The sequence below is a fragment of the Methylocystis sp. Uni0008 genome, from assembly GCF_056838045.1.
On sequence record NZ_CM166370.1, the window covers coordinates 1,087,127 to 1,110,994 of the forward strand.

General features: G+C 64.2%; 29 protein-coding genes. 7 read left to right on the forward strand and 22 right to left on the reverse strand.

What is annotated here, in order from left to right; genetic code table 11:
* Window positions 1-56: 56 nt before the first annotated feature.
* A complete protein-coding gene (locus AC0X69_RS05355) occupies window positions 57-662 on the forward strand; it encodes a L,D-transpeptidase (protein ID WP_482612008.1) in 606 nt (201 codons plus the stop codon).
* Window positions 663-689: 27 nt separating this feature from the next.
* Here AC0X69_RS05355 and AC0X69_RS05360 read toward each other — a convergent pair whose 3' ends face one another.
* Together AC0X69_RS05360 and AC0X69_RS05365 are read right to left on the reverse strand one after the other, a co-directional pair.
* Complete coding sequence (locus AC0X69_RS05360; RefSeq protein WP_482612010.1) at window positions 690-1,589, reverse strand: pirin family protein; 900 nt, start codon at window positions 1,587-1,589, stop codon at window positions 690-692.
* A 70-nt stretch (window positions 1,590-1,659) separates the two neighbouring features.
* Window positions 1,660-1,869, reverse strand: coding sequence for a hypothetical protein (locus tag AC0X69_RS05365; RefSeq protein ID WP_482612013.1), 210 nt, complete (start codon window positions 1,867-1,869; stop codon window positions 1,660-1,662).
* Window positions 1,870-2,007: 138 nt separating this feature from the next.
* On the opposite strand from AC0X69_RS05365, the gene AC0X69_RS05370 reads away from it, so the two are divergent.
* Together AC0X69_RS05370 and AC0X69_RS05375 are read left to right on the forward strand one after the other, a co-directional pair.
* The gene (locus AC0X69_RS05370; RefSeq protein ID WP_482612015.1) at window positions 2,008-2,460 is read left to right on the forward strand and encodes a MarR family winged helix-turn-helix transcriptional regulator; all 453 of its coding nucleotides are present in this window, start codon (window positions 2,008-2,010) and stop codon (window positions 2,458-2,460) included.
* A gap of 45 nt (window positions 2,461-2,505) precedes the next feature.
* Window positions 2,506-3,810, forward strand: coding sequence for an SCP2 sterol-binding domain-containing protein (locus tag AC0X69_RS05375; RefSeq protein ID WP_482612017.1), 1,305 nt, complete (start codon window positions 2,506-2,508; stop codon window positions 3,808-3,810).
* Between the two features lie 3 nt (window positions 3,811-3,813).
* Here the strand turns inward: AC0X69_RS05375 and AC0X69_RS05380 are convergent, their stop codons facing one another.
* Window positions 3,814-5,901 carry an elongation factor G gene (locus AC0X69_RS05380; RefSeq protein ID WP_482612019.1) on the reverse strand — a complete coding sequence of 696 codons (2,088 nt, stop codon included), beginning with the start codon at window positions 5,899-5,901 and terminating at the stop codon, window positions 3,814-3,816.
* A gap of 156 nt (window positions 5,902-6,057) precedes the next feature.
* Here AC0X69_RS05380 and rph point away from each other — a divergent pair, with 156 nt between their 5' ends.
* The gene (gene rph / locus AC0X69_RS05385; RefSeq protein ID WP_482612021.1) at window positions 6,058-6,771 is read left to right on the forward strand and encodes a ribonuclease PH; all 714 of its coding nucleotides are present in this window, start codon (window positions 6,058-6,060) and stop codon (window positions 6,769-6,771) included.
* Between the two features lies 1 nt (window position 6,772).
* Here the strand turns inward: rph and AC0X69_RS05390 are convergent, their stop codons facing one another.
* The 11 genes from AC0X69_RS05390 to coxB all read right to left on the reverse strand — a co-directional run bounded on the left by AC0X69_RS05390 (window position 6,773) and on the right by coxB (window position 16,277).
* Complete coding sequence (locus tag AC0X69_RS05390) at window positions 6,773-7,534, reverse strand: WecB/TagA/CpsF family glycosyltransferase (RefSeq protein ID WP_482613314.1); 762 nt, start codon at window positions 7,532-7,534, stop codon at window positions 6,773-6,775.
* Window positions 7,535-7,546: 12 nt separating this feature from the next.
* Window positions 7,547-8,149 (reverse strand): GNAT family N-acetyltransferase, encoded by a 603-nt coding sequence (locus tag AC0X69_RS05395; protein ID WP_482612023.1) that lies wholly within the window; start codon window positions 8,147-8,149, stop codon window positions 7,547-7,549.
* 21 nt (window positions 8,150-8,170) lie between these two features.
* A complete protein-coding gene (gene thrC / locus AC0X69_RS05400) occupies window positions 8,171-9,577 on the reverse strand; it encodes a threonine synthase (RefSeq protein WP_482612025.1) in 1,407 nt (468 codons plus the stop codon).
* A 93-nt stretch (window positions 9,578-9,670) separates the two neighbouring features.
* Window positions 9,671-10,420: an SURF1 family protein gene (locus AC0X69_RS05405; protein WP_482612027.1), complete on the reverse strand. Its 750-nt coding sequence runs from the start codon at window positions 10,418-10,420 to the stop codon at window positions 9,671-9,673.
* Window positions 10,417-10,794, reverse strand: a complete 378-nt coding sequence (locus AC0X69_RS05410) for a DUF983 domain-containing protein (RefSeq protein WP_482612029.1) — start codon at window positions 10,792-10,794, stop codon at window positions 10,417-10,419. The genes AC0X69_RS05405 and AC0X69_RS05410 overlap by 4 nt, the downstream gene beginning before the upstream one ends.
* Window positions 10,795-10,864: 70 nt before the next feature.
* The gene (locus tag AC0X69_RS05415) at window positions 10,865-11,755 is read right to left on the reverse strand and encodes a cytochrome c oxidase subunit 3 (RefSeq protein WP_482612031.1); all 891 of its coding nucleotides are present in this window, start codon (window positions 11,753-11,755) and stop codon (window positions 10,865-10,867) included.
* Between the two features lie 74 nt (window positions 11,756-11,829).
* On the reverse strand, window positions 11,830-12,423 hold the full coding sequence (locus AC0X69_RS05420; protein ID WP_482612033.1) for a cytochrome c oxidase assembly protein: 594 nt from the start codon (window positions 12,421-12,423) through the stop codon (window positions 11,830-11,832).
* 3 nt (window positions 12,424-12,426) lie between these two features.
* Window positions 12,427-12,603, reverse strand: a complete 177-nt coding sequence (locus AC0X69_RS05425; protein ID WP_482612034.1) for a cytochrome c oxidase system small membrane protein — start codon at window positions 12,601-12,603, stop codon at window positions 12,427-12,429.
* A 45-nt stretch (window positions 12,604-12,648) separates the two neighbouring features.
* Entirely contained in the window at window positions 12,649-13,581 is a 933-nt protein-coding gene (locus AC0X69_RS05430) for a heme o synthase (protein ID WP_482612036.1), read from the reverse strand.
* Window positions 13,582-13,695: 114 nt separating this feature from the next.
* Complete coding sequence (ctaD, locus tag AC0X69_RS05435) at window positions 13,696-15,357, reverse strand: cytochrome c oxidase subunit I (RefSeq protein WP_482612038.1); 1,662 nt, start codon at window positions 15,355-15,357, stop codon at window positions 13,696-13,698.
* A 56-nt stretch (window positions 15,358-15,413) separates the two neighbouring features.
* Window positions 15,414-16,277 (reverse strand): cytochrome c oxidase subunit II, encoded by an 864-nt coding sequence (gene coxB, locus AC0X69_RS05440; protein ID WP_482612040.1) that lies wholly within the window; start codon window positions 16,275-16,277, stop codon window positions 15,414-15,416.
* 325 nt (window positions 16,278-16,602) lie between these two features.
* Between coxB and AC0X69_RS05445 the strand changes: the two genes are divergently transcribed.
* Both AC0X69_RS05445 and AC0X69_RS05450 read left to right on the forward strand, forming a co-directional pair.
* Window positions 16,603-17,139, forward strand: a complete 537-nt coding sequence (locus AC0X69_RS05445) for an invasion associated locus B family protein (protein ID WP_482612042.1) — start codon at window positions 16,603-16,605, stop codon at window positions 17,137-17,139.
* Window positions 17,117-17,794, forward strand: coding sequence for a hypothetical protein (locus AC0X69_RS05450; RefSeq protein ID WP_482612044.1), 678 nt, complete (start codon window positions 17,117-17,119; stop codon window positions 17,792-17,794). The genes AC0X69_RS05445 and AC0X69_RS05450 overlap by 23 nt, the downstream gene beginning before the upstream one ends.
* 13 nt (window positions 17,795-17,807) lie before the next feature.
* Here the strand turns inward: AC0X69_RS05450 and AC0X69_RS05455 are convergent, their stop codons facing one another.
* The 5 genes from AC0X69_RS05455 to AC0X69_RS05475 form a co-directional block, all read right to left on the reverse strand.
* Window positions 17,808-18,287: a F0F1 ATP synthase subunit B family protein gene (locus AC0X69_RS05455; protein ID WP_482612046.1), complete on the reverse strand. Its 480-nt coding sequence runs from the start codon at window positions 18,285-18,287 to the stop codon at window positions 17,808-17,810.
* A gap of 11 nt (window positions 18,288-18,298) precedes the next feature.
* A complete protein-coding gene (locus AC0X69_RS05460; protein WP_482612048.1) occupies window positions 18,299-18,871 on the reverse strand; it encodes a F0F1 ATP synthase subunit B family protein in 573 nt (190 codons plus the stop codon).
* Between the two features lie 99 nt (window positions 18,872-18,970).
* Window positions 18,971-19,192, reverse strand: a complete 222-nt coding sequence (locus AC0X69_RS05465) for a F0F1 ATP synthase subunit C (RefSeq protein ID WP_014892520.1) — start codon at window positions 19,190-19,192, stop codon at window positions 18,971-18,973.
* A gap of 46 nt (window positions 19,193-19,238) precedes the next feature.
* Window positions 19,239-20,006 (reverse strand): F0F1 ATP synthase subunit A, encoded by a 768-nt coding sequence (locus AC0X69_RS05470; protein WP_482612051.1) that lies wholly within the window; start codon window positions 20,004-20,006, stop codon window positions 19,239-19,241.
* Between the two features lie 62 nt (window positions 20,007-20,068).
* The gene (locus AC0X69_RS05475; RefSeq protein ID WP_482612053.1) at window positions 20,069-20,407 is read right to left on the reverse strand and encodes an AtpZ/AtpI family protein; all 339 of its coding nucleotides are present in this window, start codon (window positions 20,405-20,407) and stop codon (window positions 20,069-20,071) included.
* Between the two features lie 309 nt (window positions 20,408-20,716).
* On the opposite strand from AC0X69_RS05475, the gene AC0X69_RS05480 reads away from it, so the two are divergent.
* A complete protein-coding gene (locus AC0X69_RS05480; protein ID WP_482612055.1) occupies window positions 20,717-21,316 on the forward strand; it encodes a CPBP family intramembrane glutamic endopeptidase in 600 nt (199 codons plus the stop codon).
* Here AC0X69_RS05480 and AC0X69_RS05485 read toward each other — a convergent pair.
* From AC0X69_RS05485 to AC0X69_RS05495, 3 genes are all read right to left on the reverse strand, one after another.
* Entirely contained in the window at window positions 21,271-21,963 is a 693-nt protein-coding gene (locus AC0X69_RS05485) for a ceramidase domain-containing protein (protein WP_482612057.1), read from the reverse strand. The two genes, AC0X69_RS05480 and AC0X69_RS05485, sit on opposite strands and share 46 nt — an antisense overlap.
* 212 nt (window positions 21,964-22,175) lie before the next feature.
* Complete coding sequence (locus AC0X69_RS05490) at window positions 22,176-22,418, reverse strand: type II toxin-antitoxin system Phd/YefM family antitoxin (RefSeq protein ID WP_482612059.1); 243 nt, start codon at window positions 22,416-22,418, stop codon at window positions 22,176-22,178.
* Window positions 22,419-22,445: 27 nt separating this feature from the next.
* Window positions 22,446-23,486, reverse strand: coding sequence for an AI-2E family transporter (locus AC0X69_RS05495; protein WP_482612061.1), 1,041 nt, complete (start codon window positions 23,484-23,486; stop codon window positions 22,446-22,448).
* Between the last annotated feature and the right edge of the window lie 382 nt (window positions 23,487-23,868).

Below are 23,868 nucleotides of genomic sequence, written 5' to 3' on the forward strand. Positions count from 1 at the left end.
TGATGCGCCAGGCCTCCCTCGGCAAGCCTCCGAAATTCGGCTAATTACTTTCCCGCGTGCGCCGGCGCACGGAAGGCCGGCCGCGCCTCTTCTACAACGCGCTCATCGAGACACCGAACGCCGAGCGCAAGAAGATGAAACCGCAGACTTCCAGGATCGCCCAGATCGCTTTCGCCGCCGCCCTGATCGGCGCCGCTTCCGCCCCGCAGGCCGCCGCCGCCCGCGAATTCGTGCACTATCACTCCGAGCTCGAGCCCGGCTCCATCGTCGTCAGCGAGCACGAACGCAAGCTCTATCTAATCGTCGACCAGGAAGACGCTATCGCCTACAAGGTCGCCGTGCCGAAGCATGGCAAGGAATGGACGGGAGTCGTGCAGGTCAACGCCAAATTCGTCGAGCCCGACTGGACGCCCCCGGAAGACGTGAAACACGATCATCCGGAGCTGCCCGAGGTGATCCCCGGCGGCGCGTCGAACAACCCGATGGGCGCCCGCGCCATGACGCTCAGCGAGGGTCAGGTCGCGATCCACGGCACGACGCAGAAGATGCGCAAGTCGATCGGCTCCGCCGCGTCCTATGGCTGCATTCGCATGCTGAACGAAGACGTCGTCGATCTCTACGACCGCGTCGCCGTCGGCGCGACGGTGGTGATGGAGCCGTAAGCGGCTCCCTGGGGCGGATACGGCGCCCTATTCTTGCGGCAGCGGAATGAACTCCGAATCGCCCGGCACGGAGGGGAACAGTCCCTCCCGCCAGTCGCGCTTCGCCTGCTCGATGCGATCCTTGCGCGACGAGACGAGATTCCACCAGACGAAGCGTCGTCCATCGAGCGGCGCGCCGCCGAGCAGCATCATGCGCGCATCGGAAAGCGCGCGGACCGAGACCGCGGCGCCCGGCCTGAAGATCAGCAATTGCGGCTCCTCGAAACGCTCGCCGGCGATCTCAATGGCGCCATCGACGAGATAGAGCGCGCGCTGCTCATACTCGGCGTCTAGCGGCGCGCTAGCGCCGGCGGCGAGACGCAGCTCGACGTAGAACCACTCCGACAAGGTCTCGACCGGCGAGCTTGCGCCGAACGCCGCGCCGGCGATGACGCGGGCAAAAACGCCTCGATCCTCCACCACGGGAAGAACGTCGGCGCCAAAATGCTGGAAGCTCGGCTCGGTTTCTTCATGCTCGAGCGGCAAAGCCAGCCAGCTCTGCACGCCGAGCATCTTTTGCCCCGCGGCGCGTGGACCGGGCGGCGTGCGCTCGGAATGAACGATGCCACGTCCGGCGGTCATCAGATTCATCGCGCCTGGCGCGATTTCCTGCACATTCTCCAGACTGTCGCGATGCAGAATGCGCCCATCGAAGAGATAGGTGACGGTCGCGAGACCGATATGGGGATGCGGACGCACATCCATCCCCTGCCCGGGCGCAAATTGCACGGGCCCGAAATGGTCGTAGAAGATGAACGGACCGACCATCTGGCGGCGGTCATCGGGCAGCGCCCGCCTGACGCTGAAGCCGCCGAGATCGCGCGGTCGCGGCGCGATGCTCAGTTCGATCGTCTTCGCCGCCGTTTCGGCGCCGCCAAAAATGGACATGCTCAGGCCTCCGTGCATGGGGTTGCGCAATAGCTAAGGCCGGCGGATTGCGGTTCAAGAAGGCCGAGAACTATGCGTCGCGGCGCTTGCCTTTCACGACGCAGACGCCGGTCGCCGCCTGCCGCATTTTCCTGCTCTTGAGGCAGCGCGGCTGAGGAGCGGCCTCGACGCTCGTCGCCTGCGGCGCTGTGGTCGACGCGCGCTTCAAGCCGCCGGCGCTGGAATAGAAGCTGAACGACATGGCGAGAACGGCGGCGACGAGAAATATGAACATCCGCATGTCATTTTTCCTTTCTGACAATTGAATCGACGAAGTCGGGCGCAATCCTCCCTAGCAGCGGCTTCGCGCGCTGTGCCGCCGCGCACAGGCCGGTCCGCCGGGCTTGACGCGCGGCATAAAGGGGCATATACATGTATTATGACTTCGTTGGATCCAGCCGACGTCAGGCTCTGCGCGCAGAACTGCGCCGCGGCGAATATTCGCCGCGCCAGCCGCGCCATCACGCGGCTCTATGGGCAGTTCATGGCGGCGACGGGTCTCGAGCCCACGCAATATTCGCTGCTCGTCGCCTGTTCGCTCACCGGCGGCGCAACGGTGAGCAAATTGGCTGACGCATTCGCGCTTGATCGCAGCGCGCTCGCACGGAATCTCGCGGTTTTGCAGAAGCGAGGGCTTGTCAAAGTCAAGGCGGGCGACGACCGGCGCACGCGCAAGATCGCGCTGACGCCCTTCGGCGAAGCGACGCTCGCCAACGCCCTGCCGCATTGGCGCGAAGCGCAGACCGCCGTCGAGACGAAATTCGGCGCCGAGCGGCTGCAAAAGCTCATATCGGAATTGCGCGCGCTGATGGAGGCGACCTCGAACGTCTGAAACGAGCGGCGCCGATTTTCGCGCACGCAGAAAGGGGTATATGCAATGATTACCCGTCCCAGCCTTTCCCTTGCGCCAGACGTCGCCGAGTTCGACGCGGACGCGATTCGCGAACTCGCTGTTGCAGCCGGCGCCGATGACGTCGGCTTTGTCTCGCTTGGCGACGCGGCGCTTGACGATCAGCGGGAGGACATCCTCGCCGCCTTTCCGTTCACACGAACGCTGATTTCCTTCGTCGTCCGGATGAATCGCGACAACATCCGCAGCCCCGCGCGCTCCGCCGCCAATGTCGAATTTCATCATGCGGCCGATGATTGCGACGAGGTCGCACGCCGCATCGTTCACGCGCTTGAAGCGCGTGGCGTGCGCGCCGCCTACCCTTCGATGGGCTTTCCGATGGAGGCGTCCAAGTGGCCGGACAAGATATGGATCATCTCGCATAAGCCTGTCGCGGTCGCCGCAGGCCTCGGCCGGATGGGAATCCACCGCAACGTCATCCACCCCAAGTTCGGCAATTTCATTCTGCTCGGCACGGTCGCTATCGACCTCGCGCTTGAGGCGCCCGCCGCGCCGCTCGACTTCAATCCGTGCTTTGAATGCAAGCTCTGCGTCGCCGCCTGTCCGACGGGCGCGATCGCGCCGGACGGCCATTTTGATTTCAGCGCCTGCTACACGCACAATTATCGCGAATTCATGGGCGGCTTCGGAGACTGGATCGAATCGGTCGCCGAGGCGAAAAGCGCGCGCGCCTATCGCGCCAAGGTCAGCGACGCGGAAACCGTCTCGATGTGGCAGAGCCTCGCCTTTGGTCCCAACTACAAGGCGGCCTATTGTATGGCGGTCTGCCCGGCGGGCGCGGATGTGATCGGCGCCTATCAGGCGGACAAGAAGCGCTATCTCCAGGAGATCGTCGATCCGCTGCAGAAGAAGGCGGAAACCGTCTATGTGACCGGGGGCTCCGACGCGGAGAGCTATGTGGCGCGGCGGTTTCCGACCAAGAGCTTGAAACGCGTCGGCGCGCCCTTTCGACCCCCGACGATCGAGAGCTTCCTGTCGGGACTGAGACTCGTCTTCCAGCGTGGCCGGTCAACGGATCTCGACGCCGTCTTCCACTTCGTCTTCACCGGCGCGGAACGCCGCAGCGCCACCATCGCCATCGCGAACAAGTCGCTGAGGATCGACGATGGCCTTATCGGCGCCCCACGATTGACCGTGACCGCCGACGCCGAGACCTGGCTGCGCTTCCTGCGCAAGGAGACGAGCCTCGTCTGGGCGCTGCTGCGCGGCAAGATCCGGCTGCGCGGCGATCCGCGCCTGCTTCTCGCCTTCGCGCGCTGCTTCCCAAGCTGACGTCTATCCTCCGTTCGCCTTCGCCGCATGGGCGGCGACGATGTCGCGCGCCTGTTTGCCGACGACTTCCGCAAGGTGATCGAAGCGCGCCTGGTAAAAGCCCGCGCCCGCCGTCGCCGAGCGCAGCTCAACGATCAGATTGTCCATTTCGGCCTCGGGGATCAGCGCTTCGAGCTTGTCCCAGCCTTCCCAGCCCTCGCGCGGGCCAAAGCCCATGATCTGGCCGCGCCGTCCCGACACGATGCCGGTCGCGCGCGCCATGGCGTCGCTCGGCACGAAAATGTCGACCGCGAGCACCGGCTCGAGAAGGATCGGCTCGGCCTTTTCCAAGGCTTCGCTCATGCCGATGCGCGCCGCGGTGCGGAACGCCATGTCCGAAGAGTCGACGGAATGGTACGAACCGTCGGTCAGCACCGCCTCGACGTCAACGACCGGAAAGCCCAGCGGGCCGTGCAACAGGGCGTCCTGACACCCCGCCTCGACCGAGGAGAAATATTGCTTCGGCACCGAGCCGCCGTGCACGCGCTCGCTGAAGGCGAATCCTTCGCCCCGGCTGCGCGGCGCGATCTCCAGCACCACGTCGCCGAACTGGCCGTGTCCGCCCGACTGTTTCTTGTGACGGCCGCGCACGGTGACCTTGTGGCGGATCGTTTCGCGATAGGCGACCGTCGGCTTCGACTGTTCAACCGCGACATTGAAGCGCGAGGCGAGACGTTCGAGCGCGACGCGCAGATGCATCTCGCCCTGGCCGAAGAGCTTGATCTGCGACAGCTCCTGATCGTGAACGAAGACGAGCGACGGATCTTCTTCGATGAGCTTCGCGACGGCGGCGGCGAGCCGCATCTCGTCCTTTCGGTCCTTCACACTGAGCGCGAGCGCATGCACCGGATCGGGAGCGGGCGCGCGAGTCTGCTTCAAATCCGCCGCGCCGGCGCGGGCGTCGGCCACCACATTGTCGCCCGTCTGCGCATGATCGAGACGCCCCAGAGCGACCACGTCGCCAGTCTTCGCCTCGGTCACTTTGCTCGTTGTCGCGCCCATCAAACGCGACATGCCCGAGATGCGATCCTCGCCTTGCGCAGACGTGACCGTCTGCCCGTCGGCGACGGAGCCGCGCAGCACGCGCGCGACCGACATCTTGCCGCCGTGTGGCGTGTGAATCGTCCGGATGATGCGGGCGAGCGCAGGGCCGCTTTCGCCGACATCAAGACGCACGCGGGTCGCTTCAATTCCCGGCGCCTCGTGACGCAGCGCCTTCAACAGCCGGGTCACGCCGGCCCCCCTCTCCGCCGAGCCGATGAACAAAGGAACGACCAGCCCCGCGCGCAATTCCTTGGTGAGATCGTCGAAGACTTGATCGCGGGGCGGCTCGATGTCCGAGATCAGCTCCTCCATCAGCGCGTCGTCATAGTCGGCAAGGCGCTCCAGCATCGAATAGCGCGCCTCCTTCTCGGTCGCGGTCTCGCCCTTGGGAATGTCGATGACCTCTGAGGGCGCATGTTCGCGATAGACATAGGCGCGCTCCAGCGCGAGATCGATGAAGCCGACCGCGACGCCATTGTTCCAGATGGGGATCTGGCGCAGCAGCAACGGCGTCCGCGAGGACGGCTGCAGAATGGCGAGCGCGTCCCGCACGTCTATGGTCGCGGCGTCGATCTTGTTGAGGAAGATGAAGTGCGGGACGCCAAACTCTTCAAGCTGACGCAGAATGAGCTGCAGCGCAGGAATCTTGCGGGGGTCGGCCTCGCAGACGACGACGGCGGCGTCGACCGTCGGCAGGATGTTTCGCGATTCATGCGCGAATTCGACGGAGCCCGGAAGATCGACGAAAGTGTAGCGGTCGCCCATGTAATCGACGGTCGCCACATTGGACTCGACGCTCATCTGATGGGCGCGCGCCTCGGGACTGGAATCGCCGACGCTCGCTCCCGCAGTGACGGAGCCCTGCCGCGGGATCGCGCCGGCATGGGCCAGAATGGCCTCGAGAAGAGTGGTCTTGCCGCATTGGAAAGGGCCCACCAGCGCAATCAGCCGGGGGCCCTGTGCTCTCGCCTCGTGCGAATGCGCTCCTTGGGACGACGCTTGGTCCATCACTCCCTCCTTATCTGTCGAAGCCTGGTTTCTCCGGCCCCGTTAGCTCATGGTTTCACCATGCGGGCGCGAGCGCAAGACGGCGTCGTCGCTGGGCGCTTCCACCGCCGCCGAAAGCGCGTTAGAAGGCGCGACCTATACGTTAACGGAGCTGTTATGCGCCCCAGCAAACGCGCGCCCGACGAGATGCGCCAGGTGAGTTTCGAGCGAGGCGTGGCCCGCTATGCCGAGGGCTCCTGCCTGGTCAAGTTCGGGAATACGCAGGTGCTCTGCGCCGCGTCGCTCGAGGACAAGCCGCCGCCATGGCTGCGCGGCCAGGGTCGCGGCTGGGTCACGGCGGAATATTCCATGCTGCCGCGCGCCACGCACACGCGCACCCGGCGCGAGGCCGCCACCGGGCGGCTTTCGGGACGCACGCAGGAAATCCAGCGCCTGATCGGCCGCTCGCTGCGCGCGGTCACCAATCTCTCGGCGCTCGGCGAGCGGCAGGTCGTCGTCGACTGCGACGTGATCCAGGCCGATGGCGGCACCCGCACCGCGTCGATCACCGGCGCATGGCTCGCGCTGCATGATTGCTTCGATTGGATGCGTTCGCGCTCGATCGTCAAAGAGAGCCCGCTCCGCGATCATGTCGCCGCGGTATCCTGCGGCATCTTCAACGCGACGCCGGTCATCGATCTCGATTACGCCGAGGATTCGACGGCGGAAACCGACGCCAATTTCGTCCTCACCGGCTCCGGCGGCCTTGTTGAAATTCAGGCGACCGCCGAAGTCGCGGTGTTTTCGCAAGATGAGCTGTCGGCCATGCTGGCGCTCGCGCAGCAGGGCGTCGCCGAACTTATCGCTCTGCAGAAGGCGGCGCTCGCGTGAGCTATCTTGTCCGAGTCAGCAGCAGGAACGCCGCGATCGGATTCGTCGTCAGATAGCGCTTCAAGAGCCGACGCGGCTCGAGCCATAATCGGAAGGCCCATTCAAGACCGGCGTCCTGCATCCATTGCGGGGCGCGCCTCTTTGCGCCGGCGACGAAATCGAACAGGCCGCCGGAGGTCTTGATCATTTTCACGTTAGGTATGCGCCGGGCGTGATCGGCGACGAACCGCTGCTCGAGCGGCACGCCCATGGCGAGCCACAGAATGTCGGGCGCAAGCGCGTTGATTTCATCGAGCTTCGCTTCAAGCGCCGGTCCCTTGAGATAGCCATGCGAGCGGCCGCGAATAGCGAGGCGCGGATAATCGCGCTTCGTCGCGTCATAGGTCGCGCGGTTGACGTCTTCGCTCGCGCCGAGAAGATAGAAACTCGCGCCGGTCTCCTGCGCCATGCGCGCGACGGCCGGATAGAGATCCGTCGTCGCGACCCGCTCCGGCAGCGGCCGCTTCGACAAGAGACGCGACGCCGCGACAAGCGGCTGCCCATCGGCGCTGATGAGATCGGCGCTGTCGACCAGCGCCGCAAAGGCCGTGTCCATCGCCCGCCGGGCCAGGACCTCGCCGTTGACGGACGTGAGATAATAGGGGCCTTCAGGCCGCGCCGGGGCGCGCGCAAGATCGCACATGAGCCGCGCGGTCTCGTCGACGTCGAGCCGCGCAACCTGCGCGCCGCCGACGCATGTCGTCTCCACGCCGACGATCGTCATCACGCGCCCGGCCTAGCCCGCCGACGGCGGATTGATCGGCTGGGGATCAGTCTCCAAGAGGGCATACAGCAGATGGTCGCGCCACTGGCCATTGATATTGAGATAGGAGCGCGCATAGCCCTCCTGCTTGAAACCCACGCGCTCCAGCAGCCGCTTGGAGGGCTCGTTCGTCGGCAGGCAAGCCGCCTCGATGCGATGGAAGCCGCGCTTTTCGAAAGCATAGGCGCAAGCGGCGCGAACGGCGCGGGTCATGTAGCCCTTGCCCGCATAAGGTTCGCCCATCCAATAGCCGAGCGTCGCCGCCTGCGAGACGCCGCGCCGCACATGGCCGAAGGACAGACCGCCCAACAGCGTGTCGTCCTCCTCGCGAAAGATGAAGAAGGAATAGGCCTCGTCGCGCGCCATTTCCTCAGCGTGGCGGCGCACGCGATAACGAAAGCTCGCCCGGGTGAGATCGTCGATCGGCCAGAGGGGCTCCCAGGGAGTCAGGAAGGAGCGGCTTTTCTCGCGTAGTTCGGCCCACTCGACGTAATCGCGCATCTCCGACGCGCGCAGATAGAGTCCGTCGGCTCTAATCGGCAGGTCGCGGCGTCCGATTACGCTGAAGATCGCCATCGTGCTCCTTGCCAGACCTTATCAGTTTCTCGCCGCGCGCGCTCGCGACGAAATGAATTCGGCGACTCGCGCGCCGTCATTTTCAAGAATCGTGAATCGTTCCGGCGCGTCAAGACGCGCCGCAATATTTTCAGGCGGCTGCGGGCGCAGTCCGATCGCGCGCTCGATGGCGTCCGGAAACTTCGCCGGATGCGCGGTCGAAAGCGCAACGACCGGAGTCGAAGGGTGCTTCGCGAGGCGCGCGCGCGCCGCGCTGACGCCCGTCGCCGTATGCGGATCGAGCACGTAGCCGGTCTCGCGCCACGTGCGACGGATCTCATCCGTCGTCTCGGTTTCTCCAGCCGACTGCGCGTCGAATTCGTCGCGAATGGCGGCGAGCGCCGCAGCCGGAATCTCGAAGGCGCCGGATTGATCGAGCGAGGCGAAGGCGGCGCGAACGACGGCAGGATCGCGTCCCGCCGCGTCAAACAACAGGCGCTCGAAATTGGAGGAGACCTGAATGTCCATCGACGGCGACTGCGTTGGCGTGACGCCGCGCGGCTCGTAGCGCCCGCACTCAATGGCGCGCGCGAGGATATCGTTGGCGTTGGTTGCGACGACGAGTCTCTCGACCGGCAGACCCATGCGCTTTGCGACATAGCCGGCGAGCACGTCGCCGAAATTGCCCGTCGGCACCGCGAAGGAAATATGCCGGTGCGGCGCGCCGAGAGCGACGGCGCTCGTGAAGTAATAAACCGTCTGCGCGACGACGCGCGCCCAGTTGATCGAATTGACGCCCGCCAATCCGACGCGCGTGCGAAAGTCGGCGTCGCGAAACAGCCGCTTCAGAATCGCCTGCGCATCGTCGAAAGATCCCTGCAGCGCGATCGTATGGACGTTGTCGTCAGCGACGGTCGTCATCTGCTTGCGCTGCACGTCGGAGACCCGCCCGTGCGGAAACAGAATGAAGACGTCGACGCGATCCAGTCCCTTGAACGCTTCGATCGCGGCGGCGCCCGTGTCGCCCGAAGTCGCGCCGACGATGGTGGCGCGCAGATTTCGCTTTTCAAGCACATGATTCATCATGCGCCCGAGGAGCTGCATCGCCAGATCCTTGAAGGCGAGCGTCGGCCCGTGGAAAAGTTCGAGAACGAAAAGATTGTCGCCGATCTGCGTCAGCGGCGCGATGGCGCGATGACGAAAGCCCGCATAGGCGCTTTCCGTCTGCGCGCGCAAAATCTGAGGCGAAAAGGTTTCGCTGAGGTAAGGCGCAACCAGCTGCGCCGTGGCTTCGGCGTAGGGGCGCCCGGCGAGCGCGGCGATGTCGGAGGGCGCCAGGCGCGGATAGGCGAGCGGCGTGTAAAGGCCGCCGTCGGTCGCCAGACCGGCGAGCAGAACATCGTCAAAGCCAAGCTGCGCGGCTTCGCCGCGCGTTGAAAGATAGCGCAACCGTCAATCCGTCTATGGGGAGCGCGCGCCGCTCACGACGCGCATGTCAGTGCGCCTTTTCATAGCATATTCGCCATCGGCGCAAGGCGGAGGCTACGGCGCGTCCATTGGGTCGGCGCGCCCCAGGACGCCGCGCGCGTATATCGCGAAGATGACAAGGAGCGCGAGCGACAGACCAAACCATGTCACGGCGTAGGAGAAATGATTATTGACGATCGTCGGCACGCCGCCGAGCGGCCGCGGCCAATCCGTGGCCTCCGCGGGAGCGGCGTCCAGGACGAGCGCAAAAGGCGCGGCGTCGGTCAGGCCGAGAGCGGCGGCGATCGCCGCAGGGTCGCGCGCGAAGAAAACGCGTCGATCCGGCTCGTCGGAAGGCGTGAACGGGTTGCGCCGCTCCGGCGCGCGCAACAGGCCGACGAGCGTCGCTTCGCCGGGAGGCGCAGCGCGCAGAGCGGGGTCGTTTGCTCTCGACCCGGGCAGAAATCCCCGGTCGACAAGCACGACGCCGCCGTCCGTCAGCTCGAAAGGCGTAACCAGCGCATAGCCCGGCTCCCGACTCGCGCCTTCCGGCGGCGCGGCGAACACGAGCGCGTCGTGGCCTTCGAGGTAATGGCCGTTCGCGCGCACATGCGTGAAGTCGTATTCCTCGGCGCGGAGGGCCGCCCATTTGTCGCGCGGCGGCATTGGCTGGGGCGCTTGCGTGGCGCGCTGTTCGACGCGCGCGATCAGCGCTTCCTTTTCGCCGAGCCGACGCACCTGCCAGAATCCGAGACTGAGCAGCACGCTAAAGAGCAGCGCCGTCGCGACCGCCGGCCACAGCAGCGCACGGGCGGCGCGGCTCACGACTGATGACGGCTTTCTTCAGCCTTGTTGAAATATTGCAGCGCGATCAGCAGGCCTTTCGTCGGCCGCAGCAACGCGAGGCAGAGAATGGCCGACAGGGGCGCGAGGATCGCCGCGTGCACCCAATAGGCGGGCTGATACGTCACTTCGACGTACCACAGCACGGCGATCGCGACGAAGCCGACGATGGTCATGACGAAGATCGCCGGCCCGTCGCCGGCGTCGGCGAAGGAAAAATCCAGCCCGCAAACTTCGCACTTCGGCGCGACCGCGAGCAGTCCCTTGATCATGTGTCCCTTGCTGCAGCGCGGACATCGGCCGAGCAACCCGTCGACATAGAGCGAAACGGGCGGATAGACGTGCTCTTCTGACATGTTGGGCCTCCAACGAAAACGGTCACGGGCGCGCCCGTGACCGTCAAATGTTCAGCGCGAGGTCGACGCGCTACTCCATGGTCCCGCCCCAGTTCCCCCACACGTAGATGCAGGCGAACAGGAACAGCCAGACGACGTCGACGAAGTGCCAGTACCAGGCGGCGAACTCGAAGCCCAGATGCTGGTCCGGCGTAAAGGCGCCTCGGAAGACTCGGAACAGGCACACGATCAGGAAGATCGTGCCGACGATCACGTGGAAACCGTGGAAGCCGGTCGCCATGAAGAAGGTCGAGCCGTAATTCGTCGCCGCCGGCTTCGCCGGATCGAAGGCGAAGGCGAAGGGAGCGTGGATATATTCGTAGCCCTGGACCATCGTGAAGATCAGGCCGAGCGCGATCGTCGCGATCAGGCCCTTCTTCAACACGTCGCGCTTGTTTTCCAGGAGGCCGTGATGAGCCCAGGTCAGCGTCGCGCCGGAGCTAAGCAGGATCAGCGTATTGAGCAGCGGCAGCTTCCAGGGGCTCAGGACTTCGATGCCCTTCGGCGGCCAGACGCCCTGGAACAGTTCGGTGCGCATGACCTGCGCGGCATCGGCCGGAAACAGCGCCGAATTGAAGAACGCCCAGAACCACGCGACGAAGAACATCACCTCCGAAAAGATGAAAAGGATCATCCCGTAGCGATGATGCAGCCGAACCACCGGCGAGTGGAATCCGCCGACGCTCGCCTCCTGAATGATGTCGCTCCACCAGGCGTACATGACGAGCAGCACGCCGGCGAGGCCGACGAAAAACACGATGCCGCCGAAGGTCATCCCGCCGATGGGCGCGCCTTTATGCTGCGCCATCCACATGACCGCGCCGATCGCCGTAATGAGCGCAGCGGTCGCGCCCACGATCGGCCACGGACTCGGATCGACCAGATGATAGTCGTGTTCGGGTTTCGCGTGTCCGTCCGCCATCTTGCTCTTCCTTGTCATCGGCCGGCGGTCCCGGCCCATCCCCTAGTTTGCCGCGCGTGAAGCCGCGCGGCGCGTCAACCCTTCGGCCTCTCGGCCGCCGTCTCACTCGTCTTCGAAGGCGCTGAGTCCTTGATGGCGAAGAAAGTGTAGGAAAGCGTGATCTCGCGAACGCCGCGCATGCCTTCTTCTTTTTCGAGCGCCGGATCGAGATAGAAAACGACCGGCCATTCCTCGGTCTCGTGAGGTCCGAGCCGCTTCTCCTCGAAACAGAAACAAGCGACCTTCACGAAGAATGCGCCCGCCTGTCCCGGCGTGACATTGTAGGCGGCCTGCCCGCTCGTCTCGCGATCGGAAAGATTGGCGACCTTGTAATAGACGGTTTTCGTCTCGCCGGTCCGCAGAGAGACTTTCGCGACCTCCGGCTCGAAGCGCCAAGGCAGATCGCGCGCGACATTGGCGTCGAAACGAACGGTGAGCACGCGCTCGCCTGGAGTCGTCGTCGCAGCGACATCGGTCCTCGGCGTGCCGCCAAAGCCGGTGGCCGCGCAAAATGCGCGATACAGCGGCACGGACGCAAAGGACAGGACAAGCATCGCCGTCGCGCCAACGATCAGCGCCGCCGCGATGAGCCGCGGGCGGTTGCGTGAACGAGGCGCCGGCGCGTTCATGGCTCAGATGGTCCGGTTAATGACGGCCGCGCCGAACTTCACGAGCGTGACCGCGTAGAACAGCACGGCGAGAAACGCGATCGTCGCGCCAATCGCGATATTGCGCGCCCGGCGGCTGCGCGCCTGCTCTTCCGTCAGCACGACGCCAGGGCCGCTGAATCCGCTTGCGAGATCTTTCATCTTGTCGCCTGTGTCTGTCATTTCGTTCACCACTCGCTTGGCCGCCTAGATCAGCGCGAAGATATGCGCCGTCTGTTCGACGACGAGGACCAGGAACAGCACGAAGAGATAGAGGATCGAGTACAAGAACATCCGGCGCGCGGCCGCGCGGGCGGCTTCACCCTCGCGCTGCCTGAAGACCGCCGCCGCGACGGCGACGAGCGCGATCCCGCAGCCGATGGAGACGAGCCCATAGGCGAGCGACGCGAAGCCCAGCAGCCATGGCGCGACGCCAAGCGGCGCGAGCGCCAGCGCGTAGATCAGAATTTCCAGACGCGTGCGGTCTTCGCCGGCGACATTGGGGAGCATCGGCACGCCGGCGCGCCCGTAGTCCTCGCTCTTCAACAGCGCAAGCGACCAGAAATGCGGCGGCGTCCACATGAAGATGATCGCAAAGAGCACCACGCTGGCGAGATTGATCTCGCCGGTCGCGGCGGCGAAGCCGACCATCGGCGGCAGCGCGCCGGCGGCGCCGCCGATGACGATGTTCATCGGCGTCCAGCGCTTCAACCACATCGTATAGATCACGACATAGAAGAAGATGGTGAAGGCGAGCAGCGCCGCCGCGAACCAGTTCGCGACATAGCCGAGCGTGAAAACGGAAAGCGTCGCCAGGACGAGACCGAAGCCGAGCGCCGCCTCGGGCTCCAGCCGTCCGGCGGGAATCGGGCGCTTGCGCGTGCGGGTCATGACGGCGTCGACGTCGGCGTCGTACCACATGTTGAGCGCGCCCGAGGCGCCGGCGCCGACGGCGATCGCCAGGATCGAGGCGAAGCCGATCAGCGGATGCGGCGGAGTCGGCGCGAGCAACAGGCCAGCGAGCGCGGTGAACACCACGAGCGACATCACGCGCGGCTTGAGAAGCGCGAGATAGTCGGACGGCGACGCGACCGAGATGCGCGGAGCCTGTTGGTCGTCGAGATAGGATGCGTCGCTCATCGCGTTCACTCAATCCCTTGCAGGTTGAAGCCCGCTGCGCGGCGAAAGTCGCCGCGTCGCCTTGGCCGGCCTGATCGGTCGGCGCGAGTTCGCCCGCGCCGACGCTCTATTGCGTTACCGTCCCGGCCCCGTGATCCGCGGCAGCACCTGGAACTGATGGAACGGCGGCGGCGAGGACAGCGTCCACTCCAGCGTCGTCGCGCCCACGCCCCAAGGATTGGCGCCGGCCAGCCGCTTCTTCATGAAGGCCTCGATGATCGCGTAGAACCAGACGATCAGCGAGAGCGTCACGAAGATCATGCCGGCCGAGGACACGAGGTTCCAAAGCGCGTAAGCGTCGGGATAGTCGATGTAGCGGCGCGGCATGCCGCCCAGGCCAAGGAAGTGCTGCGGGAAGAAGACGACGTTGACGCCGATGAACAACAGCCAAAAGTTCGCCTTCGCCAGCGTCTCCGAATACATGTAGCCGCTCATTTTCGGGAACCAGTAATAGAATCCCGCGTAGAGCGCGAAGACCGCGCCGAGCGACAGCGTGTAGTGGAAGTGCGCAACGACATAGTAGCCCTCGTGGAACTGCTTGTCGGCGCTGGCGTTGGCGAGCACGACGCCGGTGATCCCGCCCATCGTGAACACGAAGATGAAGCCGATCGCCCAGACCATCGGCGCGCGGAACGAGATCGATCCGCCCCACATCGTCGCGATCCACGAGAAGATCTTGATGCCGGTCGGCACCGCGATCACCATCGTCGCCAGCGTGAAGTAGCGCTGCGCATTGAGCGACATGCCGACCGTATACATGTGGTGCGCCCACACGATGCTGCCGAGCACGCCGATGCAGACCATCGCGTAGGCCATGCCGAGATAGCCGAACACCGGCTTCTTGGAGAAGGTCGACACGACCTGGCTGATGATGCCGAAGCCCGGAAGGATGACGATGTAAACTTCCGGATGGCCGAAGAACCACAGCAGGTGCTGGAACAGCAACGGATCGCCGCCGCCCGCCGGGTCATAGAACATCGTGCCGAAATTGCGGTCGGTGAGCAGCATCGTCACGCAGCCCGCGAGCACAGGCAGCACCAGCAGCAGCAAGAAGGCGGTCACGAGAATCGACCACACGAACAGCGGCATCTTGTGCAGCGTCATGCCGGGCGCGCGCATGTTGAAGATCGTCGTGATGAAGTTGATCGCGCCCAGAATCGACGATGCGCCGGCGAGATGCAGCGCCAGGATGACGAAATCCATCGCAGGGCCAGGCGAGCCGGTATTCGACGAAAGCGGCGGATAGAACGTCCAGCCGCCGCCAAAGCCCTTCATGCCGGGAGCGCCTTCGACGAACATCGAGATGACGGCGAGCACGAGCGAGGAGACGAGCAGCCAGAACGAGATGTTGTTGAGCCGCGGGAAGGCCATGTCCGGCGCGCCGATCATGATCGGAACGAACCAATTGCCGAAGCCGCCGATGAGAATGGGCATGGCCATGAAGAAGATCATGAGCACGCCGTGCACCGTGATGAACACGTTGTAGAGGTTCTTGCCCGCGTCCAGCGCCATCGACGGATCGGCGCCGTGGAGCCACTCCGCAAGCGTCGGGAAGATCTGCACGCCCGGATAGGCCAGCTCAAGCCGCATGCCGAGCGACAGCAGGAAGCCGATGACGCCGCCAATCGAGCCCAGAATGATGTAGAGCGTGCCGATGTCCTTGTGGTTGGTGGAGAAGAGGAAGCGGCGCAAACCCCTCGGATGATCATGCGCCCCGGCCATCGTCGAACTCGCCATCGTCATGTTCCTTAGAAAAACTAGTGTGTTCCGTTGGTCTCGTTTCTGCGGCTTCGTTAGTGGCTGTCGGCGGCGACCCGCACGCGCGATTCGGCGCCGGCGAACTTCTGCTTCGCCTCGGCAAGCCACTCATTGTATTTCTCGCGGGTGACCGCGCGGATCACGATCGGCATATAGGCGTGGTCCTTGCCGCAGATGAAGAAGCACTGGCCGTAGTAGACGCCTTCCTTCTCCACCTTGAACCAGGTTTGATTCAAACGACCCGGAATGGCGTCCATGCGAATGCCGAAGGACGGGATGCCGAAGGCGTGGATCACGTCGTTCGACGTGATGTGGACGGCGACGACCTCGTTGATCGGCACCACGGCCTCGTTATCGACCGTCAGCAGTCGAAGGTCGCCGGGCTGGAGTTCGGACTCGGGCTTGAGCATCTGATCGAAGCCGAACCCGCCGCCCTGGTCCTCCGGATATTTATACGACCAATACCACTGGTTGCCGGTCACTTTGATCGTGACCGACGCTTCCGGCACTTCGACCTGCGCCGCGAGCAGCCGCAGCGACGGGACTGAGATGAACAGAAGGATCAGGACAGGAATCAGCGTCCAGATGATTTCGAGCGGGGTGTTGTGCGTCAGCTTCGACGGGATGGGGTTCGCCTGCTCGTTGAAGCGATAGGCGACATAGACCAGCAAGCCCAGCACGAAGAGCGCGATGAACGAGATGATCGGCATCAACACCATGTTGTAGAACTGCTGAGTCTCCACGCCGACCGGCGTGACCATGTTCGGCAGGCCGAGGCCGCCCGGGACTGGCTGCCCATTCTCTTGTGCGAGAGCGAAGCCGGCGAACATAATCGCGGGAACCGCCATGGCGGCCGCCAACGCGCCGCGTGTCAGCATCTTTCGATTGACGTTAAACATCAAAGCCGCCTTTCGAACCCTTCGCAGCCAGTCATTGTTCTTTCTGTGATTTCCGTGCGAAGCCCGCCCAAAGCCCGCCCCGCTCGGTAGTCGGCCGGTTCAATCACAAACTGTCGGCCCGCGCAATTGTCGCGGCGCCAGATTCGACAGACAAATCGTCGCGTCAAAGCTTTTGCCAAACAATGCGGCGCGCATGGCGGCGACCTTGACAGTTGAAGTCCATTTGGTAGGCAACGGCGTGTCGCGCCGAACGGTCCGCGGCGACCGGCCACAATCCCTGCGTTGCGAAATGGAACGGCGATGGCGCCGTCCGCGAGGAGGCACGATGAAGCCACTGCGCGCTGCGAAAATTCGTCGCATGTTGCGACATCACGTCGCGGCTGCGGCGTCCGCGGCCCTGCTCGCAGCCGGGTCCCACCAGGGCCATGCGCAAACCGGACCCGCAAAGGCGAAATTCGGCGACTGGGAAATGCGCTGTGAAAAGCCCGCGGGCGCGTCGGCGCAGCAATGCGCGCTGATCCAGAGTCTCGTCGCCGAGGACAAGAGCAACGTCAATCTCGTCGTCATCGTCTTGAAGACAAGCGACGGAAAAAGCCGGTTGTTGCGTGTGATCGCGCCGCTGGGCGTGCTGCTGCCCAATGGTCTCGGCTTGAAGATCGACCAGACCGACATCGGTCGCGCCGGCTTCGTCAAATGCCTGCCGACGGGATGCGTGGCCGAAGTGATGATGGACGACAAGCTGATCGATCAGCTGAAGGTCGGCAAGACAGCGACCTTCATCATTCACCAGGTTCCGGACGAAGGCATCGGCCTGCCGCTGACACTGCAGGGGTTCAAGGATGGATTCGCAAAGCTGCCGTAACGTTTCGATGGATCGCCCGGCGGGGGCGTCGGCCGGCAAGTCCCTCAAGACTGCACGGCGCAAGCGCTTCGCCATCGCGATTTCGGCGTCGATCGCGCTTGCGCCGGCCACGGTCGCGGCGTTCGAATTGCCGAAGCTGCGCGTTCCGAGCATCTTCGGCGGCGGCGAACAGAAGGAAGGCGAGCCGCAACCGCTGCCCCCCGGGGCGACGGCGGACTGCCCCGAAGTGTTTGTCGAAAGCGGCGCGGCGATGCTGCGCTCGCCGCCTGACGCCGATGGCGCCAACGTGCGCTATCAGCTCTCGCTCGGCGAGACGGCGCGCGAATGCGTCATCGACGGCGACAAACTGACGATCAGAGTTGGCGTTGAAGGTTCCGCCGTGCTCGGCGCGCTCGGACAGCCCGGCGCTTATGGCGCCAATCTGCGGGTGGCGATTCGCCGTCAGAAGGACGACTCCATTGTCGCCACGAAGACATACCGCGTCAGCGCGTCGATTCCGAAAGGCGGCGCACGCAGCGAATTTCAGGTGATCGCCGACCCGTTCACGGTGCCTGTCATGAGCCCGCGCGCGCAGGACGATTACGAAATTCTCGTCGGCTTCGCGCAGGGCGGAGAAAAGCCCGCCGCCGAAAAAAAGCGCCGCGGCGGCGGCTAGCCGCGGCGCCGGATTAGTGCGCGAGAGATTTCACTTCATTGATGCCGTCGGCGACGAAATCCTTGCCCGCGGCCGCGCCGCTGGAAAGGGCACGCTCGGCGATCTTGACCGCGGCGTCAGCGGCGGCGGCGCGCACTTCGGCTGAGGCCTGCGCCTCCGCCTGAGCGATTTTCTGCTCGACCTGCTTGACGCTGCGCGCCATGAATTCGTCGAGACGACGACGTCCTTCCGCGGCGATCAACTCGGCCTCTTCCTTCGCCTGCGCGACGATGGCCTTGGCCTCGGCCTCGGCTTCGGCGCGCTTTTGCTCGAAGGACGCGAGAAGCGTCTCCGCTTCGTTGCGCAGGCGTTCCGCTTCCGCGAGTTCGCCCTTGATGCGGTTGATGCGCGCGTCGATGAGCGCGGCGAATTTCGAATGCGCGCCGACCCAGATCATCAGCAAGATGAAAATCGTAAAGCCGACGGCGACGTAAAATTCCGCGTCGAAATGCATTGCCGGTCTCCTCAGTTCGACGACGTCGCGTGATGCTTCGCGAGCGCGGCCTGATCGATCTTCGCGCCGGTAAGCTTCTCGACGATCGCGGCGGCGGCGTCGACGGCGATCTGCTCGACATTCGACAACGCCTGAGTCTTGGCGCTCGCAATGCGCTCGTCGGCGGCGCGGATCTTCTCAGCCGATTGCGATTCGGCGAGCGCGCGCTGTCTTGCCGACTCGGCGGCGATCTTGTTCTGCGCCTCCCGGCCGATGGCTTGCGCCTCCTCGCGGCGGCGGCGAAGATTTTCGTCATTGGCGGCCGCGGCGGCTTGCGCCTTCGACTGCATGTCGCGCGCGGCCCCGAGATCGGAAGCGATCTTGGCGCTCCGGTTTTCGATGATGCCGCCGACGCGCGGCAGCGCGATGCGCGACATCAGCACGTAGAGCAGGCCGAAAATGATGACGAGCCAGAAGATCTGCGGCGCGAAGTTTTCAGTCTGAAAGGGCGGGAATGCGCCCTCGTGGTGCGCTTCGCCGGCGCCGACGGTCTCGTGCGTCGTCTGCTCGCCCTCGGCGGCGAAAGCGGAAGAGATGATCGCCATGGACATGATCCAAGTCTCGGACAGGGGCCGCACGGCTGTCGCGCGGCGCGCAAGCGCTGGGAAAGAAGCGCCCGGCCACGGAAGGCCGGGCGCGAAAATTCACTGCTTCAGGAAGAGCAGGATCGCGATCAGAAAGGCGAAGATGCCCAGACCTTCGGCGAGCGCCGCGCCGATGATGGCGTTGGTGAACTGGGAAGCGGCCGCCGACGGGTTGCGCAGCGCTCCGTTGACGAAATTGCCGAAGATGATGCCGACGCCGATCGCCGCCGCGCCGGTGCCGATCGCCGCGAGACCGGCGCCGACGAGTTGCATTTCTGACATGTCTTACTCCTGCTTGATGAGGGCGACGTTTATTGTTCGATTTTTATCAGTGGCCCGGGTGAATAGCGTCGTTCAGATAGACGCATGTGAGAACGCTGAAGACGAAGGCCTGCAGACAGGCGACGAGCAGCTCGAGCGCATAGAGCGCCACGATCGCGAGAAGCGGCACGGGCGCGAGCGCCGCCCAGACGCCGGCCCCGAGCAGCATCATCACGAAGCCGCCGAACACGGCGAGGGTGATGTGGCCCGCGAGGATATTGGCGAAGAGACGGACCGACAGCGACACCGGCCGCGACAGGAAGGAGATGATCTCGATCGGCACCAGCACGACGAGCACGGGCAGCGGCACGCCATGCGGCACGAAAAGGTTCAGGAAGCCGAAGCCGTGGCGATAGACCCCGTAGAATACGACGAGCGAGATCACCACCGCGGCGAAGGAGAAGGTGACGACGATCTGGCTCGTCACCGAATAGGTGTAGGGGACCAGCCCGATCAGATTGGCGATGAGAATGAAGGAGAACAGGGTGAAGACGAAGGGGAAGAACTTCATCCCTTCCGTCCCTGCCGTCTGTCGCACCATGCCCGCGACGAATTCATAGAGCATCTCGGCCATCGACTGGATGCGGCCCGGCACGATGGCCTTCTTGGAGGTCGCGAGGATCATCAGCGCGACGACGCCGAGCGCCGCGAGCAGCATGAACAGCGAGGCGTTGGTGAAGGACGTCTCGACGCCGCTGATCTCGAAAGGCCAAAGCCGATGCAGTTCGAATTGCTCGATGGGATTGGGCTTTGCGGCTGCTTCTTCCGGATTCATCGCTCTTTCCGGACGTCGCCGCCCGGCCCCGCTTGGCGCGTCGAGGCGCGCCCTGTCCTGATTCAGTCCTCGCCTGGCCCTTTCGGTTTCGCCACGCGATAGACGTTCCAAAAACCCGCCGCAACGCCCAGTCCCAGCATGACGATCAAGAGCCAGGGCGTCGTGCCAAGCCACTTGTCCGCCTGCCAGCCGATGAACGCGCTGACCAGCACCGCTCCCACGAATTCCGAGAACGCGTTGAGCCCGACGCGCATGGCGCGCGTGAAGCCTTTGCGCTCCGTCCGCGGCGCTACGTCGGCGGCGGCCTGCTCCTCATCGACCTTGCGCAAGGCCGCGTTGAGCTTTTCGAGCCGCGCGTTGAGCGCCGCGCGCTCCGCGTCTTCCTCGTCCTCGTCGCTCATCGGCGATCTCCGCCCCGCAGATTGCGCCACGCGCAAAATTTAACGATGGCGCGACGCCGCGCGACGGGAAAGTCGAACCGTTCGGGAGACGGCGCGAAATTCTTGGCTTTGCGGCCAGTCCTTTCGAGCCGCGCGCAACATATTTGCGGGCCTGCATGAAGTCAAGGCGCGGCTTGCTCAGCTAAGTAGCTGAAAAATCGTTACATTTTTTAGCGTGGGTCCATCCGTCGCGGAAAAGGCGCCGCAGCGCGTCAGCCGGCCGCCGCCTGGCGTGCGGAACTGTGACAGCCCGGAATTTGTTACGCTTTTATGACGCGCACGCTACGCTCCCATGGGCCGCTGTTCGGTTTCGTCGCTTTGTTGCTCGCGCCGAGCGTTGCGATGGCGGTCGGCGCGCTGTCGTTTCATCTGCGCTTCGAGGCGCTGCTCGCCGTCTCGGTTCTTTGCATCGCGGCCTGCGTGCTGGGCGGCTATTCCTTCGCCGAACTCGGCCTCGGCGCCCCCAGGGGCTACCGCGCCTGGGTGATCTGCGGCGCGCTGACCTCACTTCTGCTGGCGGCCATCGTCGTCGAGGCGCAGTTCCTGACTCATCCGCAGGCGCCGCCGAACTGGATCGCCTTCGCGCCCTTCTATGTGCTCGTATCGAGCCCGTGCCAAGAGGTGGTCTGCCGCTCGATCCCGAAGCTGATCGCCGACCGGCTGCAGATGAGCGGACGGCATTATGTCCTGTTCTCGTCGGCGGTCTTCTCGCTGATGCACGCCGCCTATGGCGATCCCGTCCTGCTCGCCAACACCTTTGTCGCCGGAATTGCGTGGAGCACCGCCTATCTCTTCACGCGCAATGTCTGGCCGCTCACCGCCTCTCACGCGGCGGTCGGCTCCTTCGCCTTCTGGATCGGACTCGCCTGATCGTCGCCTCGCCGCCCGGCGACAATCGCCGCGCGCATGAGCAGCCACAGCACGCAGGCGTTCAGCACATGCCACAGGAAATGCGCGCCGAGCGGAAAGGCGCCGCAGATCGCGCGGTCGATCGTTCGAAAGACAAGCGAGATTGCGAAAATGAGCGCCGCCGCGGCGAGCGCGCGCGCAGTCTCGCGCTGTCCGCGTGGCCAGAGCAGCGCGGCGAAGATCGCCAAGGCGGCGAGCGCCGGCAGATAGCCGACGGAACCGTTCAGCGCGTCGATCGTCGTCGCGAAAAGCGAGCCGACGGCGAAGACGAGCGTGATCGCCGCCGCTGGCGCCGCTGACAGAGCGAAGAAGCGGCGAAGCGCCAGCAGGAAATAGCCGTAGATGAAGATCCCGATCGGAATGACGTCGAGCAGCATGGCGCCGCGCGTCGCGACCGTGTGGAAGATGAAGCTGCCGACGCCGACCGACGCCGTGACGATAATGAGCGCGAGCGCGGGATAATCCGTAACGCCGCGTCGCCGCCAAAGCAGGAGGGCGCTCGCGGCCGCGATCACGAAGGCGAAATTGCTCAAGGCGTTTACTGGCTCCGCCCAGAAGGCCGAACTCTGCCTCTCGCAATAACCGATCACCGGCGCGCGCCAATCCATGAGCGGGTTCTCGCAGTCGATTGCTACGGCGCGACGACGCTCCAGTCACACGAATTCCGTTTGTACGGCTCGCGCGTCATTCCCGACGCGCGAAGCGCGATCGGGAATCCAGAGCAAGACCAACATTCTTGAATTGGCTCTGGATTCCCGGTCAGGCCTCCGGCCTGCCGGGAATGACACTCTCCGAGAGAAGAGATCAGCCGGAAGGCGGATCACACGTCAACGTCGCATGGCGGCGAGGCGTTGCGCTCGAATTCGGCGCCGCCGGGAAAGGACAATAGCAGATCGGCGAAGCCGCGCGCCTTCTGCTGACCAAGCTTTCCCGCCTCGTCTATGGGCCCCAACATCGCCAGGGCGACGCCGCGCCGATCGATCATAGTCGGCCGCTCCGGCGCAGGGTCTTCGACGAGCGCCAAGAGAGTCACTCTCGCTTCCGTGATCTTGATCGTTTTCATAGGCCGCATCCTACCACAGACTCAAACTTATGGAGCGCCGGGCAGGCTTTTTGGATGCGCCTTCTCTCCCGGCAGCGGCGTCGGCTCGCCCAGCGTATCGCGCAGATAGAGTTTGATCACCGCGACATAGATGATGACCGTTAAAGGCGCGGCGAAGATCGTTGCGCCGAGGCCGAACAGCGTGCCGAACAGCGCAATCGAAATCAGCATGAGCGCCGGCGGCACGCGCACCAATTGCCGCTGAATGAGCGGCATGATCATGTTGCCGTCGAGCTGATGAATGGCGAGATAGGCGAGGATCGTCCAAAGCATGGCGTAGGGTCCGACCGTCGCAGCGACCGCGACGGAAGGAAAGATCGCCAATATCGGCCCGATGTAGGGAATGAACTCCGACAGCCCCGATATCGCGCCGAGCGCGAAGGGCGACGGCAGGCCGATGAGCCACACGGCGACGCCGGCCATGACGCCCACCGTCACCATTTCGATCATCTGACCGAGCAGCCACCGGCGCAGGGCGGTGGAGACATGGCCGAGCGTTTCGCGCGCTCTATTTCGCCAGCGCGGCGCGAACAGCAGCGTGAATCCTTCGCTGTAGAGCTTCGGCTCGCTCGCCAGGAAGACGCCGGCGAAGAAGGCGACGAGGCCGCCGAGGACGGCTTCGACGCTGATGGTGAATGAACGTCCGACGAGATCCGACAGCGAAACATTCTCGCTGAACGATTTCGGCAGGTAGTCGGAGAGTCCGGACCGGCTGATGGCAAGCGAGATGGCGTCCGCCGTGTCTTCGGCCCGGCGCAGCACCTCGTGAAACTCCGCCGCCATTGTGCGGCCGAAGAGATAGAAGGTTCCACCGATGACCGACGCGATCAGCAGGCCCGACAGCGCGAGCGCCACGCCGCGCGGCAATCGCAGCTTTAGGAACGGCGTCGCGACGAGATGAATGAGCGTCGCGACGAGCACCGCGCCCGTAGTAAGCACGATGACGTTGAAGAGCAAGTAGACGAGAAAGGGCGTGAGGGCGAGCGCGATGAAGATCGCCGAACGCAGAACGAATTCGCTTCTGGTCATTTGAGTTTCGTCCAATCGCGCTTTCAAGCGCCAAAAAACCGAAGGCTAAGCGCATTTATTGGAGATATTTAGAGGCATTTCTCATAGCTGTAGCATTGCTAAGGCTGGGAGTTGGGCAGAGGGATCGGAGAAGGTAAAGACAGGTCGTCCTAACGTCGCCAGGTTCGGATCCGGAATCCAGATAAGATGGCGAACAATACGAATATCCGTTGAACCTACTTATTTTCTATAAATTTCTATTTACTTCATGCGCTGCACAACAAAACGCTGGGCGTCGGGAAACAAGTTGATTTTTACTAAGGCAAGGCTAAGCTGAGTCGCGGCGTTCGGCGGGCTTAGGGGGAAGCAGAATGCTGACGAGGCCAAGGCGGCTGATAACCAG

Coding starts and splice junctions, on each gene's coding strand:
- AC0X69_RS05360 (WP_482612010.1), bottom strand. CDS start 1,589: ATGTCCATTTTTGGCGGCGCCGAAACGGCGGCGAAGACGATCGAACTG.
- AC0X69_RS05365 (WP_482612013.1), bottom strand. CDS start 1,869: ATGCGGATGTTCATATTTCTCGTCGCCGCCGTTCTCGCCATGTCGTTC.
- AC0X69_RS05370 (WP_482612015.1), top strand. CDS start 2,008: ATGACTTCGTTGGATCCAGCCGACGTCAGGCTCTGCGCGCAGAACTGC.
- AC0X69_RS05375 (WP_482612017.1), top strand. CDS start 2,506: ATGATTACCCGTCCCAGCCTTTCCCTTGCGCCAGACGTCGCCGAGTTC.
- AC0X69_RS05380 (WP_482612019.1), bottom strand. CDS start 5,901: ATGGACCAAGCGTCGTCCCAAGGAGCGCATTCGCACGAGGCGAGAGCA.
- rph (WP_482612021.1), top strand. CDS start 6,058: ATGCGCCCCAGCAAACGCGCGCCCGACGAGATGCGCCAGGTGAGTTTC.
- AC0X69_RS05390 (WP_482613314.1), bottom strand. CDS start 7,534: ATGACGATCGTCGGCGTGGAGACGACATGCGTCGGCGGCGCGCAGGTT.
- AC0X69_RS05395 (WP_482612023.1), bottom strand. CDS start 8,149: ATGGCGATCTTCAGCGTAATCGGACGCCGCGACCTGCCGATTAGAGCC.
- AC0X69_RS05410 (WP_482612029.1), bottom strand. CDS start 10,794: ATGTCAGAAGAGCACGTCTATCCGCCCGTTTCGCTCTATGTCGACGGG.
- AC0X69_RS05415 (WP_482612031.1), bottom strand. CDS start 11,755: ATGGCGGACGGACACGCGAAACCCGAACACGACTATCATCTGGTCGAT.
- AC0X69_RS05420 (WP_482612033.1), bottom strand. CDS start 12,423: ATGAACGCGCCGGCGCCTCGTTCACGCAACCGCCCGCGGCTCATCGCG.
- AC0X69_RS05425 (WP_482612034.1), bottom strand. CDS start 12,603: ATGAAAGATCTCGCAAGCGGATTCAGCGGCCCTGGCGTCGTGCTGACG.
- AC0X69_RS05430 (WP_482612036.1), bottom strand. CDS start 13,581: ATGAGCGACGCATCCTATCTCGACGACCAACAGGCTCCGCGCATCTCG.
- ctaD (WP_482612038.1), bottom strand. CDS start 15,357: ATGGCGAGTTCGACGATGGCCGGGGCGCATGATCATCCGAGGGGTTTG.
- coxB (WP_482612040.1), bottom strand. CDS start 16,277: ATGTTTAACGTCAATCGAAAGATGCTGACACGCGGCGCGTTGGCGGCC.
- AC0X69_RS05445 (WP_482612042.1), top strand. CDS start 16,603: ATGAAGCCACTGCGCGCTGCGAAAATTCGTCGCATGTTGCGACATCAC.
- AC0X69_RS05450 (WP_482612044.1), top strand. CDS start 17,117: ATGGATTCGCAAAGCTGCCGTAACGTTTCGATGGATCGCCCGGCGGGG.
- AC0X69_RS05455 (WP_482612046.1), bottom strand. CDS start 18,287: ATGCATTTCGACGCGGAATTTTACGTCGCCGTCGGCTTTACGATTTTC.
- AC0X69_RS05460 (WP_482612048.1), bottom strand. CDS start 18,871: ATGGCGATCATCTCTTCCGCTTTCGCCGCCGAGGGCGAGCAGACGACG.
- AC0X69_RS05465 (WP_014892520.1), bottom strand. CDS start 19,192: ATGTCAGAAATGCAACTCGTCGGCGCCGGTCTCGCGGCGATCGGCACC.
- AC0X69_RS05470 (WP_482612051.1), bottom strand. CDS start 20,006: ATGAATCCGGAAGAAGCAGCCGCAAAGCCCAATCCCATCGAGCAATTC.
- AC0X69_RS05475 (WP_482612053.1), bottom strand. CDS start 20,407: ATGAGCGACGAGGACGAGGAAGACGCGGAGCGCGCGGCGCTCAACGCG.
- AC0X69_RS05480 (WP_482612055.1), top strand. CDS start 20,717: ATGACGCGCACGCTACGCTCCCATGGGCCGCTGTTCGGTTTCGTCGCT.
- AC0X69_RS05485 (WP_482612057.1), bottom strand. CDS start 21,963: ATGGATTGGCGCGCGCCGGTGATCGGTTATTGCGAGAGGCAGAGTTCG.
- AC0X69_RS05490 (WP_482612059.1), bottom strand. CDS start 22,418: ATGAAAACGATCAAGATCACGGAAGCGAGAGTGACTCTCTTGGCGCTC.
- AC0X69_RS05495 (WP_482612061.1), bottom strand. CDS start 23,486: ATGACCAGAAGCGAATTCGTTCTGCGTTCGGCGATCTTCATCGCGCTC.